10 protein-coding genes, 1 tRNA gene and 3 pseudogenes are annotated in these 14,269 nt (G+C 58.2%); 11 read left to right on the plus strand and 3 right to left on the minus strand.

Annotated features, from left to right (window positions below; translation table 11 throughout):
- The 6 genes and pseudogenes from ISP14_RS13940 to ISP14_RS13965 all read left to right on the plus strand — a co-directional run.
- Window positions 1-96, plus strand: a pseudogene (locus tag ISP14_RS13940) (hypothetical protein); the annotation flags it as partial.
- Window positions 84-2,387, plus strand: coding sequence for a toprim domain-containing protein (locus ISP14_RS13945; RefSeq protein ID WP_404540970.1), 2,304 nt, complete (start codon window positions 84-86; stop codon window positions 2,385-2,387). The pseudogene ISP14_RS13940 and the gene ISP14_RS13945, both read left to right, overlap by 13 nt.
- A gap of 157 nt (window positions 2,388-2,544) precedes the next feature.
- Window positions 2,545-3,462, plus strand: coding sequence for a tyrosine-type recombinase/integrase (locus tag ISP14_RS13950; RefSeq protein WP_404540972.1), 918 nt, complete (start codon window positions 2,545-2,547; stop codon window positions 3,460-3,462).
- Complete coding sequence (locus ISP14_RS13955) at window positions 3,449-4,381, plus strand: tyrosine-type recombinase/integrase (RefSeq protein WP_404540974.1); 933 nt, start codon at window positions 3,449-3,451, stop codon at window positions 4,379-4,381. The genes ISP14_RS13950 and ISP14_RS13955 overlap by 14 nt, the downstream gene beginning before the upstream one ends.
- A gap of 503 nt (window positions 4,382-4,884) precedes the next feature.
- Window positions 4,885-6,246, plus strand: coding sequence for an RHS repeat-associated core domain-containing protein (locus tag ISP14_RS13960; protein ID WP_404540975.1), 1,362 nt, complete (start codon window positions 4,885-4,887; stop codon window positions 6,244-6,246).
- Window positions 6,247-6,265: 19 nt separating this feature from the next.
- Window positions 6,266-6,496 (plus strand): hypothetical protein, encoded by a 231-nt coding sequence (locus ISP14_RS13965; protein WP_404540977.1) that lies wholly within the window; start codon window positions 6,266-6,268, stop codon window positions 6,494-6,496.
- 253 nt (window positions 6,497-6,749) lie between these two features.
- On the opposite strand, the pseudogene ISP14_RS13970 reads toward ISP14_RS13965, so the two are convergent.
- A pseudogene (locus ISP14_RS13970) lies at window positions 6,750-6,863 on the minus strand (IS3 family transposase); the annotation flags it as partial.
- A 106-nt stretch (window positions 6,864-6,969) separates the two neighbouring features.
- Between ISP14_RS13970 and ISP14_RS13975 the strand changes: the two are divergent.
- The 5 genes and pseudogenes from ISP14_RS13975 to ISP14_RS13995 form a co-directional block, all read left to right on the plus strand.
- Window positions 6,970-7,062: pseudogene (locus ISP14_RS13975) on the plus strand (hypothetical protein); the annotation flags it as partial.
- Between the two features lie 1,271 nt (window positions 7,063-8,333).
- Window positions 8,334-9,116, plus strand: coding sequence for a hypothetical protein (locus ISP14_RS13980; RefSeq protein WP_404540978.1), 783 nt, complete (start codon window positions 8,334-8,336; stop codon window positions 9,114-9,116).
- Window positions 9,106-10,245, plus strand: coding sequence for a helix-turn-helix domain-containing protein (locus ISP14_RS13985; RefSeq protein ID WP_404540980.1), 1,140 nt, complete (start codon window positions 9,106-9,108; stop codon window positions 10,243-10,245). Before ISP14_RS13980 ends, ISP14_RS13985 begins: the two co-directional genes overlap by 11 nt.
- A 563-nt stretch (window positions 10,246-10,808) precedes the next feature.
- Window positions 10,809-10,907, plus strand: a tRNA-Ile gene (locus ISP14_RS13990).
- Window positions 10,908-10,922: 15 nt separating this feature from the next.
- Window positions 10,923-11,315: a hypothetical protein gene (locus tag ISP14_RS13995; RefSeq protein ID WP_404540982.1), complete on the plus strand. Its 393-nt coding sequence runs from the start codon at window positions 10,923-10,925 to the stop codon at window positions 11,313-11,315.
- 264 nt (window positions 11,316-11,579) lie between these two features.
- On the opposite strand, the gene ISP14_RS14000 is transcribed toward ISP14_RS13995, so the two are convergent.
- The gene (locus ISP14_RS14000; RefSeq protein ID WP_404540983.1) at window positions 11,580-12,068 is read right to left on the minus strand and encodes a restriction endonuclease subunit S; all 489 of its coding nucleotides are present in this window, start codon (window positions 12,066-12,068) and stop codon (window positions 11,580-11,582) included.
- The gene (locus ISP14_RS14005) at window positions 12,061-14,157 is read right to left on the minus strand and encodes an HsdM family class I SAM-dependent methyltransferase (RefSeq protein ID WP_404540985.1); all 2,097 of its coding nucleotides are present in this window, start codon (window positions 14,155-14,157) and stop codon (window positions 12,061-12,063) included. The genes ISP14_RS14000 and ISP14_RS14005 overlap by 8 nt, the downstream gene beginning before the upstream one ends.
- Window positions 14,158-14,269 lie beyond the last annotated feature (112 nt).

The raw sequence follows: 14,269 nt of genomic DNA on the forward strand, positions 1-14,269 counted from the left end.
GAACCCTCGCATTCGGGATTGATATTACTCGTAGTAAGAGTAATACTGAGTCTCAGACAGAGATCAGGCCCGAGGACGATTCCATGGCGAAGGTAGTGAAACCGCAGGAAGTGGGCACCTTGACTCCGGTGCGACGGGCCAAGCTGCTGGAGCGCGTCGTCGCGTTCTATCACCAGCGGTTTCTGGATCGTCCCGAGGGGCTTCACTACCTGACGAAGGTGCGCGGTATCCGCAACCTCGCGTTGTTCCGTGATTACCGCGTGGGCTATGCCGACGGCTCGTTGCTTGAAGCGCTGCCGCAGGACGAGGACAGCTTGGCGCCGTTCCAGTCCCTTGGCGTGCTGACCGATCGTCTTAAAGAGCGGTTCGCCGGATGTGTGGTGTTTCCGCTGTTTGCGGCCGACGGTACGCTCATCAATCTGTACGGGCGGCGGATTCAGGACGGAGCGCCGAAGCATGTGGTGTTGCCCGATGTCTCGCGTGGCGTCTGGAATGCGCCGGCCACGCGTCGGTCCTCGAAAATCCTGATCACCGGTTCACCGATCGACGCGATTACCCTGATCGATCGCGGTATCCCCGACGTGGTCCCGTGTATCGGCGACGGCGTGAACGAAGACCATCTGGCACTACTGCGTCGTGACGGTCTGACCGACGTCCTGCTGGCGTTGCCGGGGAACTTGCAGGGACGCAAGGCCGAGAGCGCGATCCGCGCTCAGCTGGCCGATGTCTCGGTGAACATCGAGGCCCTGCACCTGCCGGATGGCGACGACATCAATAGCTTCCTGAGCCAGCACGAAGTCAGTGAGTTCCAGGTGCTAATGCCCAAGGTCGTCGCGTCATCGGCGGTAGGTGCCCCCGACTGTCAGAACACGGCGCAGGGTCTGATGCTCAGCGTCGGCGCGCGACGCTACGAAGTCAAAGCCTTTCTTCGTCAGGGCACCCAGCTCAAAGCCACGATCAAGGCCAGCGGCCCGAAGGCCCAAGGGTTCGAGCTGCACACGCTGGATCTGTACAGCGCCCGTTCGCGCGACACCTATGCGGTGTCGTGTGCAGTCCTGTTTGCGGAAGACGTGGCCTTGATCAAAGCCGACCTCGACCGTCTGTTGGAGCGGGTGGAAGCGTGGACACCGGAAACCGGGGCGGCCAGTTCGGCACCGACCACCCTGACCGATCGGGAGCGCGAGTCCGGTTTGGCGCTGTTGCGCGATCCGCTACTGCTGGACCGTATCGAACGCGACCTGACCACGCTGGGCATGGCCGGCGAGAGCCTCAACAAGCGCCTGTGCTACCTCGCCGCCATCTCGCGCAAATTGGATGACCCACTCAGCTTGCTGATCCAGTCGCGCTCCGCCGCCGGTAAATCCACCCTGCAAAACCTCGTGCTGTCGCTGGTGCCGGACGAGGACAAGGTGGTCTATACGCGGATGACCGATCAGGCGCTGTTCTATCAGGACCCCACGGCCCTGATGCATCGCGTAGTGGCCTTGGAAGAAGCCGAAGGACTGGGCGGTGCCGCGTACAGCCTGCGCGCCCTGCAATCCTCCAAGCAACTGGCGATCGCCACCACCAGCAAAGACCCGGTCAGCGGCAAGATGCGGTCTGAACACTATCTGGTGCAGGGTCCGGTGGCGGTGCTGCTGACCACCACGTCTGCCGCGCTGGACGAAGAAACCGCCTCGCGGTTCCTGACCGTCACCATCGACGAATCGACCGCAATGACGGAGCGCATTTTCGAGCGGCAGCGCGAAGCGGACACGTTGGCCGGCTACCTGCGCCGGCAGGAACACGACGCCCTCATCCAGCAGCATCACGCGGCGCAGCGCCTGCTGGAACCGGTGGTGGTGATCAATCCCTATGCCCCGCAATTGAAGTTTCCGGCCCATTCCCTACGGGCACGCCGGGACCACAAGAAGTACCTGATGCTGATCAAGGCCATCGCGTTTCTACACCAGAAGCAACGCCCGGTGAAGGAAGTGGCGCAGGGCGACCAGGTGTTGCGTTACATCGAGGTCACGCGGGAAGACATTCGCGCCGCCAATGCGCTGGCCGAAACGGTGATGGGATCAACGGCCGACGAGTTGTCGGCACCGGCGCGCAATCTTCTGGGTCACATCCATGCCTTGGTCAAACAGCGTGCTGCCGAGCAGGACGTGACGCCCAGTGATTTGGCGTTCACCCGCAAAACGATCCGCGACGGCATCGGTTGGAGCGATTGGCAGGTGCGTACGCATATCCGTGAGCTTGAAGAACTGGAATACCTGCGCGCGCGCAGCGGCGCCTGGGGCAAGGAATACGTCTACGAGATTCTGGGGGCGTCGTCCGACGATGGTCTGCCGGTGGGTCTGACGCTGACCGACTCCGACGACCTGTGCGAGCCCACGCTATGAACTCCGAGGCGACGAAACCTCACTCCGAGGGAGCTCCGAGGGTGCTTCGTGGCACACGCCCCACGAAGGTTGCAGGTCTTGGTGGACAAGGGTTTGCAGCGTCGATCGAGACACTGTGTGGGCCAGTTATGAAGAAGGCACCCGTAGGGAGAGAGGCATGACGAGTCACGAAGGCATCACCAGTTTGCTGGCGCATTTGCGCCTCGCCAATTACAGCCCAGCCACGCTGAGCCTATACGCTCAGCAGCTCAAACCGTTTGCCGCATGGTTGGTGTCCCAGCAGCTCCATGACCTGCGCATGGTGACCCGGGCGCACATCGGTACGTATCAGCTCTATGTGCGGGGAGAGTCGATCGGCCGTGAAACGCAGGCGTTGCGCGTACGTGTCGTCAAGCGGCTGTATCAGCACCTGACAAACGAGGGGCGCCTGGTTCTCGACCCCACCGAGGGCGTGCAGGAAATCAGTCGCCGCCAGGTGCTGCCGCGCGCGGTGCTCACGGAGGGGGAAATGAAGCGACTGCTCGCGGCACCAGACACCACCACGCCTATGGGCATTCGTGGCCGGGCGCTCTTGGAAGTGTTCTATGCCACGGGCGTGCGCATTGGTGAACTGGAAAAGGTCCGTGTCAACGACGTCGACCTGGCAACGCAGACCTTGCATATTCAGCACGCCAAAGGCGGCACACCACGCTGTGTTCCATTGGGGCAGCACGCCGTCCAATGGCTCACCCTCTATCTGGATCAGGTGCGCCCGGATCTGGTGAAACCACGGCCGTTCGAACGCTCTCTATTTGTTGCGCGAGGAGGGCGTCCGCTGTGCAAGACGCAGATGCGGGTGCTGCTGCGCGAGTGTCGGGCTACCGCCAACGTGTGCAAGGCGGTGACGCCTCACATCCTGCGCCACAGTTGTGCCACGCACCTTCTACGCGCCGGAGCCAACCTGCGCTCGATCCAGGAGCTGCTGGGGCATCGTCGCCTTGCGACCACGGTCCTTTACACCCGCGTTGCTCCCATGGATGTCAAAGCAACACATGAGCGTTATCACCCGGGGAGTCAAAACCATGTTGCTGACTGATGCCGTCCGTTGTCATTTAAACGCACTCACTGCTGGGGGACGTAGTCCCGACACCGTTCGTTGTACCAAATACGGGCTGCGCCGATTCGTGATTTTCCTAGCGACAGCGCAGCTTGAGCACATCGAACAGCTCGATCATGAGGCGCTGATGCGTTACCGCGAAGACGTGTCGTGCAGGTTGACGTCAAAGGGCACTATGTTGAGCCTTGGGTTCCAGGCAGGATTGCTGGGGTATGTGCGCGTGTTTTGCCGTTGGATGGTGGCGCAGGACTGGCTGATTGCCGACCCTTCCAAGCGTGTGCCCATCCCGCAGACGGCACACCATTTACCCAAGGCGATCATGGAGTACGACGAAGTGCTGCGTGTGCTCAGTCAGCCGGATGCGCACACGACGCTGGGTTTTCGTGACCGCGTGATCATGGAAGTGTTGTACAGCAGTGGCATTCGACGGGCGGAGGTCGCCCATCTGCGGGTCGACGACGTGGATACCGAACACGGCTTTCTCATCGTGCGTGAAGGCAAGGGTCGCAAAGACCGCGCCGTGCCGATCGGCGCGAGCGTCTGTGCACTGCTGAACACCTACCTCACGGGGATACGACCTGACTGGCCCGGTGCCAAGCACGATGCCCATCTGTTCCTTGGCGTGGGCGGGCGGCGCTTGCAACCCCTCGCCATTGGAGACATCGTGCAGCGGCACAGTTTAGCCGCGGGGCTCACGAAGTCCGTCTCCACGCATTCGTTCCGCCATGCGTGTGCCACGCATATGCTGCGGGCCGGCGCGTCGATTCGCCATATCCAGGAGCTGCTGGGGCACGCGTCAATCGATAGCACCATGATCTATACCCGGGTCACGATCAATGATCTGCGGGCGGCGCATCGGCAGTTTCATCCGCGCGAGCAGGATGCCGACAACGTCTAGGTGTCGCGATGGAAATCCGCTGCGTGATGGACAGCGGAATGAATGAATCGCCATAAATGGCGTGCCCGTGGGAGCCACCTTGATGCCCTACGTCTCGGGTGCGTGCGAAGAGCTGCACGATGACTTTGAGCTCATCCGGCACGGAAATACGCTCGACGCCCCCGCCTGATGCATCACACCCATTCCCTACGGCGTGGCGATGCGATGTGGCCCTAGCTGGCGGGAAATTCCAAGACCTTACTTTAGATAGCTAGTTGGCATCGGCAACGGTGACATGCTCCCTTGCGGGCTGGCGAGGTGTATGCGACAACGTGCTCATGTCTCTTGTCGCCATCCGGCATCACCGACGCACTGTCCACCCTCGTTCTACACGGCGGACGTCACTTCGTGGGAATGGGGGAAGAGGCTCTTTAAGGGGGAGACGCTACCTAGTAGTTGACGCGAACTATCGCCTGACGGACCTCACCAGCCCTGCCTTCAACCTGCACGTGGCGCGGGACGCGATGGGCAACATCACGGCGATCGGCAATGCGGCCGGGGCGAACCCGGCCACGGAAACCTACAGCTACGACCCGCTGTACCGCCTGACCGCCATCACCGAGGCCGGTGGCAGCACGCTGCAAAGCGTTATCTACAATCCAACCGGTGACCGGTTGAGCAAGACCGGCAACGGTCAGGCCACCGGCGCGTACAGCTACAACACCAACACCCACCAGCTCGTCGCTACCGGCAGTTATGCGCGAGCGGTGGATGCCAACGGGAACACCACGGCGATCACCGCAGCGAGCGGCAACCTCGGCTTCGGGTACAACCTCCGCAACCGCATGACGGTGGCTCAGCTTGCCGGCAGTACGGTGGGCAGCTACACCTACGATGCGCTGGGTGAGCGCATCGGCAAGGTCGCCGGTACAGCCAATGAGCGCTACGGCTACGACGAAGACCAGCAACTGCTGAGCGAGCAGGGCGCCACGAACCGCGACTACGTGTGGATGGATGGCATCCCGGTCGCCAACGTCGACACAACGGGCACCACCAGCACCCTGGCCTATGTCACGGCGGATCAGCTTGGTACGCCACGTGCTATCGCCGACGCCAGTGGCAACACGGAGTGGACTTTGCCCTACGCCGGCAATGCCTGGGGCGAAACCACCCCCACTAGCGGCGGATACACTTACAACTTGCGGTTCCCGGGGCAGTACGCAGATGCGGAGACGGGGCTGAGTAACAACGTCAACCGCGACTACGATTCGGCAACAGGTCGCTACATCGAGAGTGATCCGATAGGGTTGGATGGAGGCATAAATACATACGCATACGTTGGCGGTGATCCATTGGATTTGATCGACCCACTAGGCTTTGTATCGTCGGGGCCCATGTGCCGAGCGGCATGGGCAACTGCTGGAGCCGCTTGTGGTGCGGCTGTCGGAGGAGTGCTTGGAGGCGTTGGAGGAGCGGTAGGTGCGGGTGGAGCCTGTACGCTTGTTGCCCCCGGGGTAGGTACTGTCGGATGCGGAGTTGCTGGCGGAGCGGAAGGTGCTTCTGCGGGTACGGCGGCAGGTGCCGGATTGGGTGGGGCGATCGGGGCGTGGGCCGGCAGCAAGGCTTGCGATGGCCAAGACCCGTGTCCGCCATGTCAAACGGTGTCTGGCAAGATTGTGCGAATTGGGACAATTAGCTACAGGCCTCTGGACACTCCGACCAGGCCGCAACATGGAATTGATGGCCCTCATTACAATATTTACAAAGCAAATCAGGCGCCAAGAAATTCGCCGCGCCCCTGTAAGTGTTTTTGGCAGCCTATTGGGGCTGTGCCGCCCTCTGGACTGCCGTCGGATGCGATTCCCATGGAGCCATTCGCAAACTAACAGCAGGATGATCTCAGTCATGAAATACAGTGACGGTAATGATGTAAAGCTTGGTGACAAGGTAAGGTTAGGGCGGGACAAAAATGGGGTTGTCGTATGTTCAATTGACGACCAAGAATACAGTGATGAGTTTCCGGAATCTCAATGGTCCTACCTCAAGGAAGGGGTAATGATTAATTTTCCAATGTGGGGCCTTATTCATTATGTTGAGCCGGAGGACGATCTAGAGCTGCTAGCAAGGAAGAGTTAAAACTCAAAACGACCATAGCGAAGTCTCGATCCTCTCCGAGTGATGCCCGCGCTCCCCGCCGTGGCCCACGCTTGCCCGCGTGCAGGCAAGCGCGTACAAAACTGCCTCAAGGAAAATCACCATGGATGCGCGTCGACCTCATGCTCGCTGTGCTCGCCAAACCGCATCGCATCAAGGTTGCGCACCGACGTCGGCGGCGGATTGCGTCAAGAGTACGGTTTCCGGGGCAGTACTTTGATGCGGGGCCTTGTTCGCGACAAAAGCGACGGCAGTCGTCGCTGTCGTATTGCACGCCTTGATCCGAGTGAATCACCACGCCTGGTGCGGGATATCGCCGCCAAATCGCCATCAGCAGTGCATCCATCGCCCCATCATGCCGACCTACAGTGATGCGTCCACAACCACTAGTGCCGCGCCGGCGCCAGACTATCTGACTCAGGTGCCGATGCACAGGGACGGACTATGATCCGAGCACCGGACGGTATGTGCAGAATGATCCGCTCGGGCTTGATGGAGGCATCAGTACCTATGCCTATTTGGGGGGGCAGCCCGCTGAGCTACGTTGATCCGCCCGACCTGACAATGTCGCCGTTGCGGGAGTGCGGGGGTAACTTGGTAGGCTGTGGTGACATAATGCCGCCGCCCGATCCCCGCGATGATTACTGGCCCTCACTCGGGGGCGTTGCCCCGAGATCGCATCGGCAGGCCGCCGTGCCGACGCCAACGACGAATGCTTTTTTGTTCGGTTCTGCTAGCACCGGCAGCCAAACCGATGTGGCTGGTTCTATGGTGAGTGCGCGGATGTCCACAAGTCCGTTCAAGGAGAGAGGAAGGCCAATTCGGCCCCCTTCGTTGTTCCCCCCGACTTGCCTGGCCAGAGGGGCCTGAGCTGTCGATGAGATGACGACGAGTTCGCGATCCGGTAAGGCCATTGCTATGACATGGCGACTCCAGGTGACAGCTGGTCCGCATCTTCGTTGGCCAGGTCGATCACCAGCTGAAAATCGTCCGGGAAAACCGCAGCTGGGATACGTCCGTCATTCGACAGGAAAGCAAAACGCTCCGGGTCTTTCCTCAACTCTTGGGGCTTGGCCGCGCGAAGCGCCAGCGCTTGCACACTGAGGCGCCCACGGGGTTGGTAGAGCCAGAAGGCGCGCTCTCAGCCACTTTTGTCATTGGTTGGATGGGGATGGGGCTGACGCGCTAGTGCGTCGATCAGCCTGGCAGCTTTAGGTTCACCTATCCGTTCTTCAGGAACTGGCACGGTGGGTAGCGGTAACCACCACGGTCGCGTCCCGCCCAGACACCGAAGGCCGGACTCCCTCCAAGGCCTTGCCTGGCAGCCTCGGAATCCGGTCAATTTTGGGCGAGCAGCGCCTAACGGAAGTGCTGGATACCTGCGACATCGTCCACGTTATGCTCGATGTTGGTTATCAGGCGTATGCATGTCTCCTCGATCCTGCGCAGCAGCAATCCTTCCTGGCTGTGCTTGCCTGTCACGCGGTTGCCTCTACAGATCTCTATCACCAGCCACGCTCGGCATTCCCAGATCGATGATCTCTAACCTCGTCGCACTCGATCAAGTGGCAATTTAACCTTGTCGTCTAGCGCGCTACCGCTCGCCATGCACCAGCATGAGGCCGAGCGATTTCAACGCGTTTTAGTCAGCGACAAGGTTAAGCATCGCCGACAATATCCGTTCGATGTGAGGCGGGATGCGGTCGATTCAATTCAATGCCTTGCCGCCATTTGGTAGCAGGTGCCCCAAAACAGCAAGGTTCGTTATCTCTGGATAATTCTTCTTTCAGATCAGCCAATTTAGTATGCAGAAGTTGGCGTGCATCAGCCTTACGATGTCCTGCCATCCATTGCGGAGCTAGGTCGCCGCAAGCAGCAGTTGACAAAAGTGATGGATTCTTTGAAGATCGCTGACAGAACTGGTGTCAGCCAGTCCAGCCAATCAGCGAGGCTTTGTCAACTAATGAACGTTGAATCCGTGCTCAAGGCGTGTGGCATGACCGACGCTCACTTCGCTGTGCTGGGCGAGGCGGTACCACTGGGCTACCGGGCACTTCAGGAGGTGGTCAAGGCCACACCGATGCTCGCCCAGTTCATGCCCGGCATGATGACGGTTGGCTACTTACGCAATCTCGCCGTCCAGTACGCTCTGGCAAATAAGGCCGCGGAAGGTGAGTTTTTCTTCGTCGATACAGGGTTCAACAAGGCGCGGAACCACGCGTTCGCCAAGTTGCAGGCCGGAAACGTTGTTGTGACCACCCATTACGCTGGCGCTAAAGGTTCCCGTGCAGTGCGCAAGAGTCTCACCCGGGCGGCGCTAGCGGATCGGAATGGCGATCTATTTTCCTCCGATGGCCAACGCGTCGATGCCGATGAGGTGACCGGACACGCTTACGTGCAACTGAAGCACGGCGGGCTCGCGGCGCCGGTATTCGCGGCGCTGTACATTCCCAACCGGGATCAGCGCTCGATTGCACTGGAGCCGCTCATCTTGGAGTTAGCCACCCCGGACAATGCCAAGGTGGAGGAGGTCACGGACCGTCTGCGCGACACGATCAAGCGGAAGGGACAAGAAGATCAGCGCGACCGCCATGCGAGCTAAATTTGAAGCTGTCCGACTGCAGCAGGCGAGATTTTTGCGCGGCCTGACTCTGGCTGAGCTGGGTGCCGCAGTGGATCTGACTCGGCAATCGTTGAGCCTGTTCGAAAACGGTGAACGTGCACCGTCGCCAGACACGCTGGAAAAGCTCAGCCAACACCTGCGCGTGCCCATGGAATTCTTCCTGCGCCCGAAGGGTGGCACCGAGCAGCAGCCGCGTACCTTGGTTCACTACCGATCCCAACGTCGTACCCGTGAGGTCTTGCGCGAGCAGAACCGGGCGTCTGCAATCCTGGACATGTGCGTGGCGGTACTTGACGCCTTCGAAGAATATGTCGATTACGAACCCACACGCCTGTATTCGTTGGGGGAATCGATCGATGTGCTCGCCTTGACCAACGACGATATCGAGGATATTGCCACGCAGACCCGGCGATCGCTTGGTTTGGGCGATGGGCCAATCTCTGATGTGTCCCTGCTGGTCGAGAACCAAGCAGTTCTACTCATGCGCGCGCCCCTGTCTGAGGGCATGGACGGTTTGTCGGCATGGTACGGTGATCGAGCGGTAATTGTCGTCTCTGAGGAGGCCTCGTATGCCCGTGATCGGGCTAACGTCGCGCACGAACTGGGCCATCTAGTGTTGCACCGCGAACTCGACCATCATGGTGAGCTGGATATCGAGACCTTCAAGCGAGTCGAAGCCCAAGCTTGGCGATTCGCCGGGGCGTTCCTGCTGCCGTCAAAGTCGTTCCTAGGTGAGATCTACAGCGTCTCGCTCGATGCGCTGGCCACACTCAAAAAGAAGTGGGGAGTTTCTGTGGCCGCCATGATTCGTCGGCTGCGCGATCTGGGCGTCGTTGATGAGTCGCAGAGTCGATACCTGAACATCCAACTGCGCCAACGTGGCTGGCAGCGTGTCGAGCCGGGCGACGACAAGCCCCGCGAAGCGAGCAGACTGTTCTTGAAGACCGCCCATGTGTTGACAGAAAGTGGCGATACCTCATTACCCGATTTTGCTGCTCACTCACGCCTTCCACGTGACATCCTAGCCTCAGCACTGGAAGTTCCCGTCGCCGAGTTCTCGCCGAAGCCGCCAGCGCAGAATGTGGTGCAATTCAAGCTGAAGCACTAACGGTTACAAGGGATCGCACACGGCGGATATCCCTGGCTGGCTGTGTCTACGCGCACGATTGGGAGGAATTCATGGATTCCTTGCGTAGAGCGCAAGCGATCGCGGCCGACCCACTCTGGGAAGCGCCGCGTGACAGCGTGGTCTATCGCTGCTTGGCGTAAGCCAGAATTAGACGTGAACCGTGAGTAGATCGAGGCTCTTAACTATGACCCAACAATTAGGTACCTACTCCGACTGGCGAACCATCGCGCCGGTGGATCATTGCCCTCGGTGCAGGGGGACACATCTGCGATCACGAGATAGCCCAACGGGCCTGGAAGTCGAATGCACAAGCGCTTGCGGCTATCGGGAAGTGCTCACCGACTTCACCCGCGAAGACTTCGACCGGTGGATGCAACGCACACGCTCGCAGCGCAGTTCGTGATGCCCAACCCCTGTCTGCGCTCATCCCATAGACGTACACCCATGTCGCTGCGTGATCTGATAGGCTCGTGGCATGCCTCGCTCAACTTCCCACCACGAACGAATACCGACGAGCAGCTGAAGCGCGCTCGTATGTTTTCGCCCCCGTGGCCGAGAGGTTAGGCGTCCGGCTTATATCCGGATAAAGGCAGTGGCCAGATAAGCCACCCATGCAGGTTCGAGTCCTGCCGGGGGCACCAATCCTAGGTGCCCGTATGAATCCTGAAAATTCTCGCCGTCTGCAGTCGGACTTCCCGCAACTATACCGATTACAAAGGCTCGATCCTCTTCGCCAGGATCAACCTACCTTGCTTGCACTCTGGGGGTTCGAGTGCGGTGACGGCTGGATGAACTTGATCTATCGCCTTAGCCAGGCCATCTCCACCCACATCGGATCTTCTGGGTTGGACGTCGTTGCGACACAGGTGAAAGAGAAATTCGGCACACTGCGGTTCTATGTCGATGGTGGTGACGAGGAAGTCTTCCGGCTCATCGACGCCGCTGAGCAAGAGTCGGCGACGATTTGTGAGGCATGCGGAGCACCTGGAACGCTCACCATGAAGGGATGGTGCTCAACACTGTGCGAATCCTGCAGACAAAAGTGCTGATGAGGTAGCTCACATGGTGTATTTGACACCTTCATGGCGAGCATCGGGTTGACTTGGTCAACGAACAGCAGCGCAATGGTCTAGCAGTAAATGGATGGCACTATGCCTACCTGAAGGTGGACAACGCCGCAAAGTGACCGCCATCGATGATGAGGACGCCATTCAGGTTGCTACCCAAAGAGCGTTCTCACTGTAGCGTCATCTTTCGTCCCACTAAAGAAGTGGCCGAGCCATCGAATAATCGTACATGGCGCGAATTTGTCACTAGACCTTAGTAAGTTTTTTTAGGGAAGAGAGTTTTTTTCGCCAACCATCAACTTCATGAATAAACACTTCCTGAACCCAAGAAGGCACTTCAGAACGAGCGGGGATTTTTATATCCTTCAATGTCCGGTTTGCCTGTCGCCCATAGTTGAAGCGATAGCGATTAGCACGAATTACCGTGCAATAATACAATTTCTCTTGCAAGGTCATGCGCTCCAAGGGGACAAGATAATAAAGATCACGTCCACTGTAAAACGGCTCGGGCTGGACAAAAGTCTCCAAAACACTGCCGCCACCAGCGACGGTTAGACATCCAGCCGGAATGGGCTTCAAGTTTAAATCAAGCTCCACTTTGGCCGACACACCATTATTGCGAGCTGTTCGTGAAACGAAATTTATTCCGTCTGGATCTCGTTTGAGGGCGTTGAGTTCAAGGTTGGAGCCATAGCAAACAGAAAAAATGCTCTTTACAGGAACAAGTTTAGTCATTGCAGCTATCTCCATCTTCGTTAGCAGCTCCCGTGCCCTTTTCCTTAGCTTCATTGACAAGTTGAAACATTAAGTATTTTTTGACCGTTTTCTCGAATTCTGCTTGAGTGAGCACCGAATAGTCGGTCTTTATGTACGCTTCCGCACACCACTCATCGGTAGCCGATACTTTTTGCGCGACACTCTCGCCGTCATGTGTCTCGCGGTTCCGGTACATACCTACCCATCGGTCACGGATCCCAACCCAGCGGCCATACTGGTCAATGCGACCCTTATGCTTGGTTTTGACGAAGCCGTCATCACGCCAATATCCAAACCAAGTTTTTTTGTTCGACTCGGCGTGAGGTCTTCCTGCAATCCAGACCATAATGCAGGCCACCGTGCCGACTGGATAAAACAATTCTTGCGGCATGGACATGACCGCATCTAATGTGTGGTGCTTCATCAACTCTTCACGCACCGGATGTGGTGAGATCGCGCAGGACATCGGCACAATGGCCACACCAATGCCGTCAGTCACTAGACAGTCAAGCATTTGCTTTACGAAGTAGAGCTCATGCAATCCGGCGTCGCTTTTTGATTGTGAGTAAGGTGGATTAAGCATGCCGATGTTAGGCTGATGCTTCTTGACCGCCTTCATAACGGATTCATCGAAGCAACTTGCTTGATGTAGATTGGCCTTGCCATCGCCACGCAAAATCATATTAGAGGCAGCGAGTGCGAACATCTTGGGGTTGTTCTCAACCCCGATTAAACGATTCTTTTTAATGTCCGTCCGCTCAGTCTCGGATACAGCTTTGCGCAGCATATGTTGCATCGCTGAGATAAGAAAACCACCTGTGCCAGCGCAGATATCGAGAACTTTGGACTTGGGGCCGACGTTCGTTAGGAGCGAAAACAGTTCTGCGACATGACGCGGGGTCAATACAATGCCGAGCGCCTTTTTGTCGCCAGCAGTGTATTTCAAGAACTCGCCGTAGAACTGGCCGACAACGTCGAAATCGTGGTAGATGTTTACGAACGGCCAAACATTATCACCAATGAGGGCAATGATCGCTTTGAACACTCCATCCGGATACTCCTTAGCAACCTTGCTATCTGGCTTACCTAGGTTTGGATGGACAGCGATGGTTGAATACGGTTGGAGCATCGTATCCTTTTTGGCCTGCGGCATTTGCGCCTTGTCAATCTCTTTCTTGATTGCTCCCAACCAGGCCTCCTGCAAGTCCTCGGCCGACATTGCGCCGAAAGTCCGCGAGAATGACTCGTTCATTAGCGCGATCAATGTGCCACTGACAAGCAAAGGTTTATCTTCTTCCGATACCTTGGCCTTGGCCCATATAAATTCGTGTAGCTCGCGCGAAAACGCAAGTAGATCTGAATGCCTTTTCTCTGCGACATCGCGATCAAACGACGCCAGTCTGTAGTAGTCGTCGAAGGAAACCAATTCTTCAACTGGTACGCCCGACTCATTTGTTAGCACTTTTGAGTCAGTTGATCCCGCGGGAACAATAAAGTTCGAGACCTTAAGTGAACTGACCGTCGAACCGCTGACGGCGACCGCGACGATGGTGAAGTATTTGGACAAATGCCTGGCGTAGTGCAAGACGCCATCGACTGAGAACTCTACGGGCCGGCCACCTGTCGTACTCGCGTGTTGCCGGACATCTGGCTTGCACTCGATGACGATGAGGAATGTGGTGTCTCGCTGAGTCGAGACGATAAATTCCGGGTAACCGGCATTGCCCTTAGCATTTTTGCTCGCCTTGGACAGCAGCGATTTGACTTTGACAATTTCTGACTTCTGCTCTTCGACGCTGATGCCATTGTCCGGGCTGTAGAACCCCAACGAACGCAAGCGATCGCGGACTAAATTCTCGGTCTTGCGCTCGTTGTTAGCAGATTTTGTATACTGCCGCTGGCCGCTGGCCGCTGGCCGCTGGCCGCTGGCCGCTGGCCGCTGGCCGCTGGCCGCTGGCCGCTGGCCGCTGGCCGCTGGCCGCTGGCCGCTGGCCGCTGGCCGCTGGCCGCTGGCCGCTGGCCGCTGGCCGCTGGCCGCTGGCCGCTTAATGTCCACTCTCTTTTTCACGGTTTGTCCTGTGCAAGCCGACACTGGGGTGTGCCTTGGATTTTGCCCCATGGTCGAATTCTGGTCGATAGATCCTGTTTGCGACTCCATAGCTTGCAGGCCAACCTGTCGA

The sequence above is a fragment of the Dyella agri genome (assembly GCF_044904705.1).
Taxonomy (GTDB): Bacteria; Pseudomonadota; Gammaproteobacteria; order Xanthomonadales; family Rhodanobacteraceae; genus Rhodanobacter_A; species Rhodanobacter_A agri.

Coding starts and splice junctions, on each gene's coding strand:
- ISP14_RS13955 (WP_404540974.1), top strand. CDS start 3,449: ATGTTGCTGACTGATGCCGTCCGTTGTCATTTAAACGCACTCACTGCT.
- ISP14_RS13985 (WP_404540980.1), top strand. CDS start 9,106: ATGCGAGCTAAATTTGAAGCTGTCCGACTGCAGCAGGCGAGATTTTTG.
- ISP14_RS13995 (WP_404540982.1), top strand. CDS start 10,923: ATGAATCCTGAAAATTCTCGCCGTCTGCAGTCGGACTTCCCGCAACTA.
- ISP14_RS13950 (WP_404540972.1), top strand. CDS start 2,545: ATGACGAGTCACGAAGGCATCACCAGTTTGCTGGCGCATTTGCGCCTC.
- ISP14_RS14000 (WP_404540983.1), bottom strand. CDS start 12,068: ATGACTAAACTTGTTCCTGTAAAGAGCATTTTTTCTGTTTGCTATGGC.
- ISP14_RS13960 (WP_404540975.1), top strand. CDS start 4,885: ATGGGCAACATCACGGCGATCGGCAATGCGGCCGGGGCGAACCCGGCC.
- ISP14_RS13965 (WP_404540977.1), top strand. CDS start 6,266: ATGAAATACAGTGACGGTAATGATGTAAAGCTTGGTGACAAGGTAAGG.
- ISP14_RS13945 (WP_404540970.1), top strand. CDS start 84: ATGGCGAAGGTAGTGAAACCGCAGGAAGTGGGCACCTTGACTCCGGTG.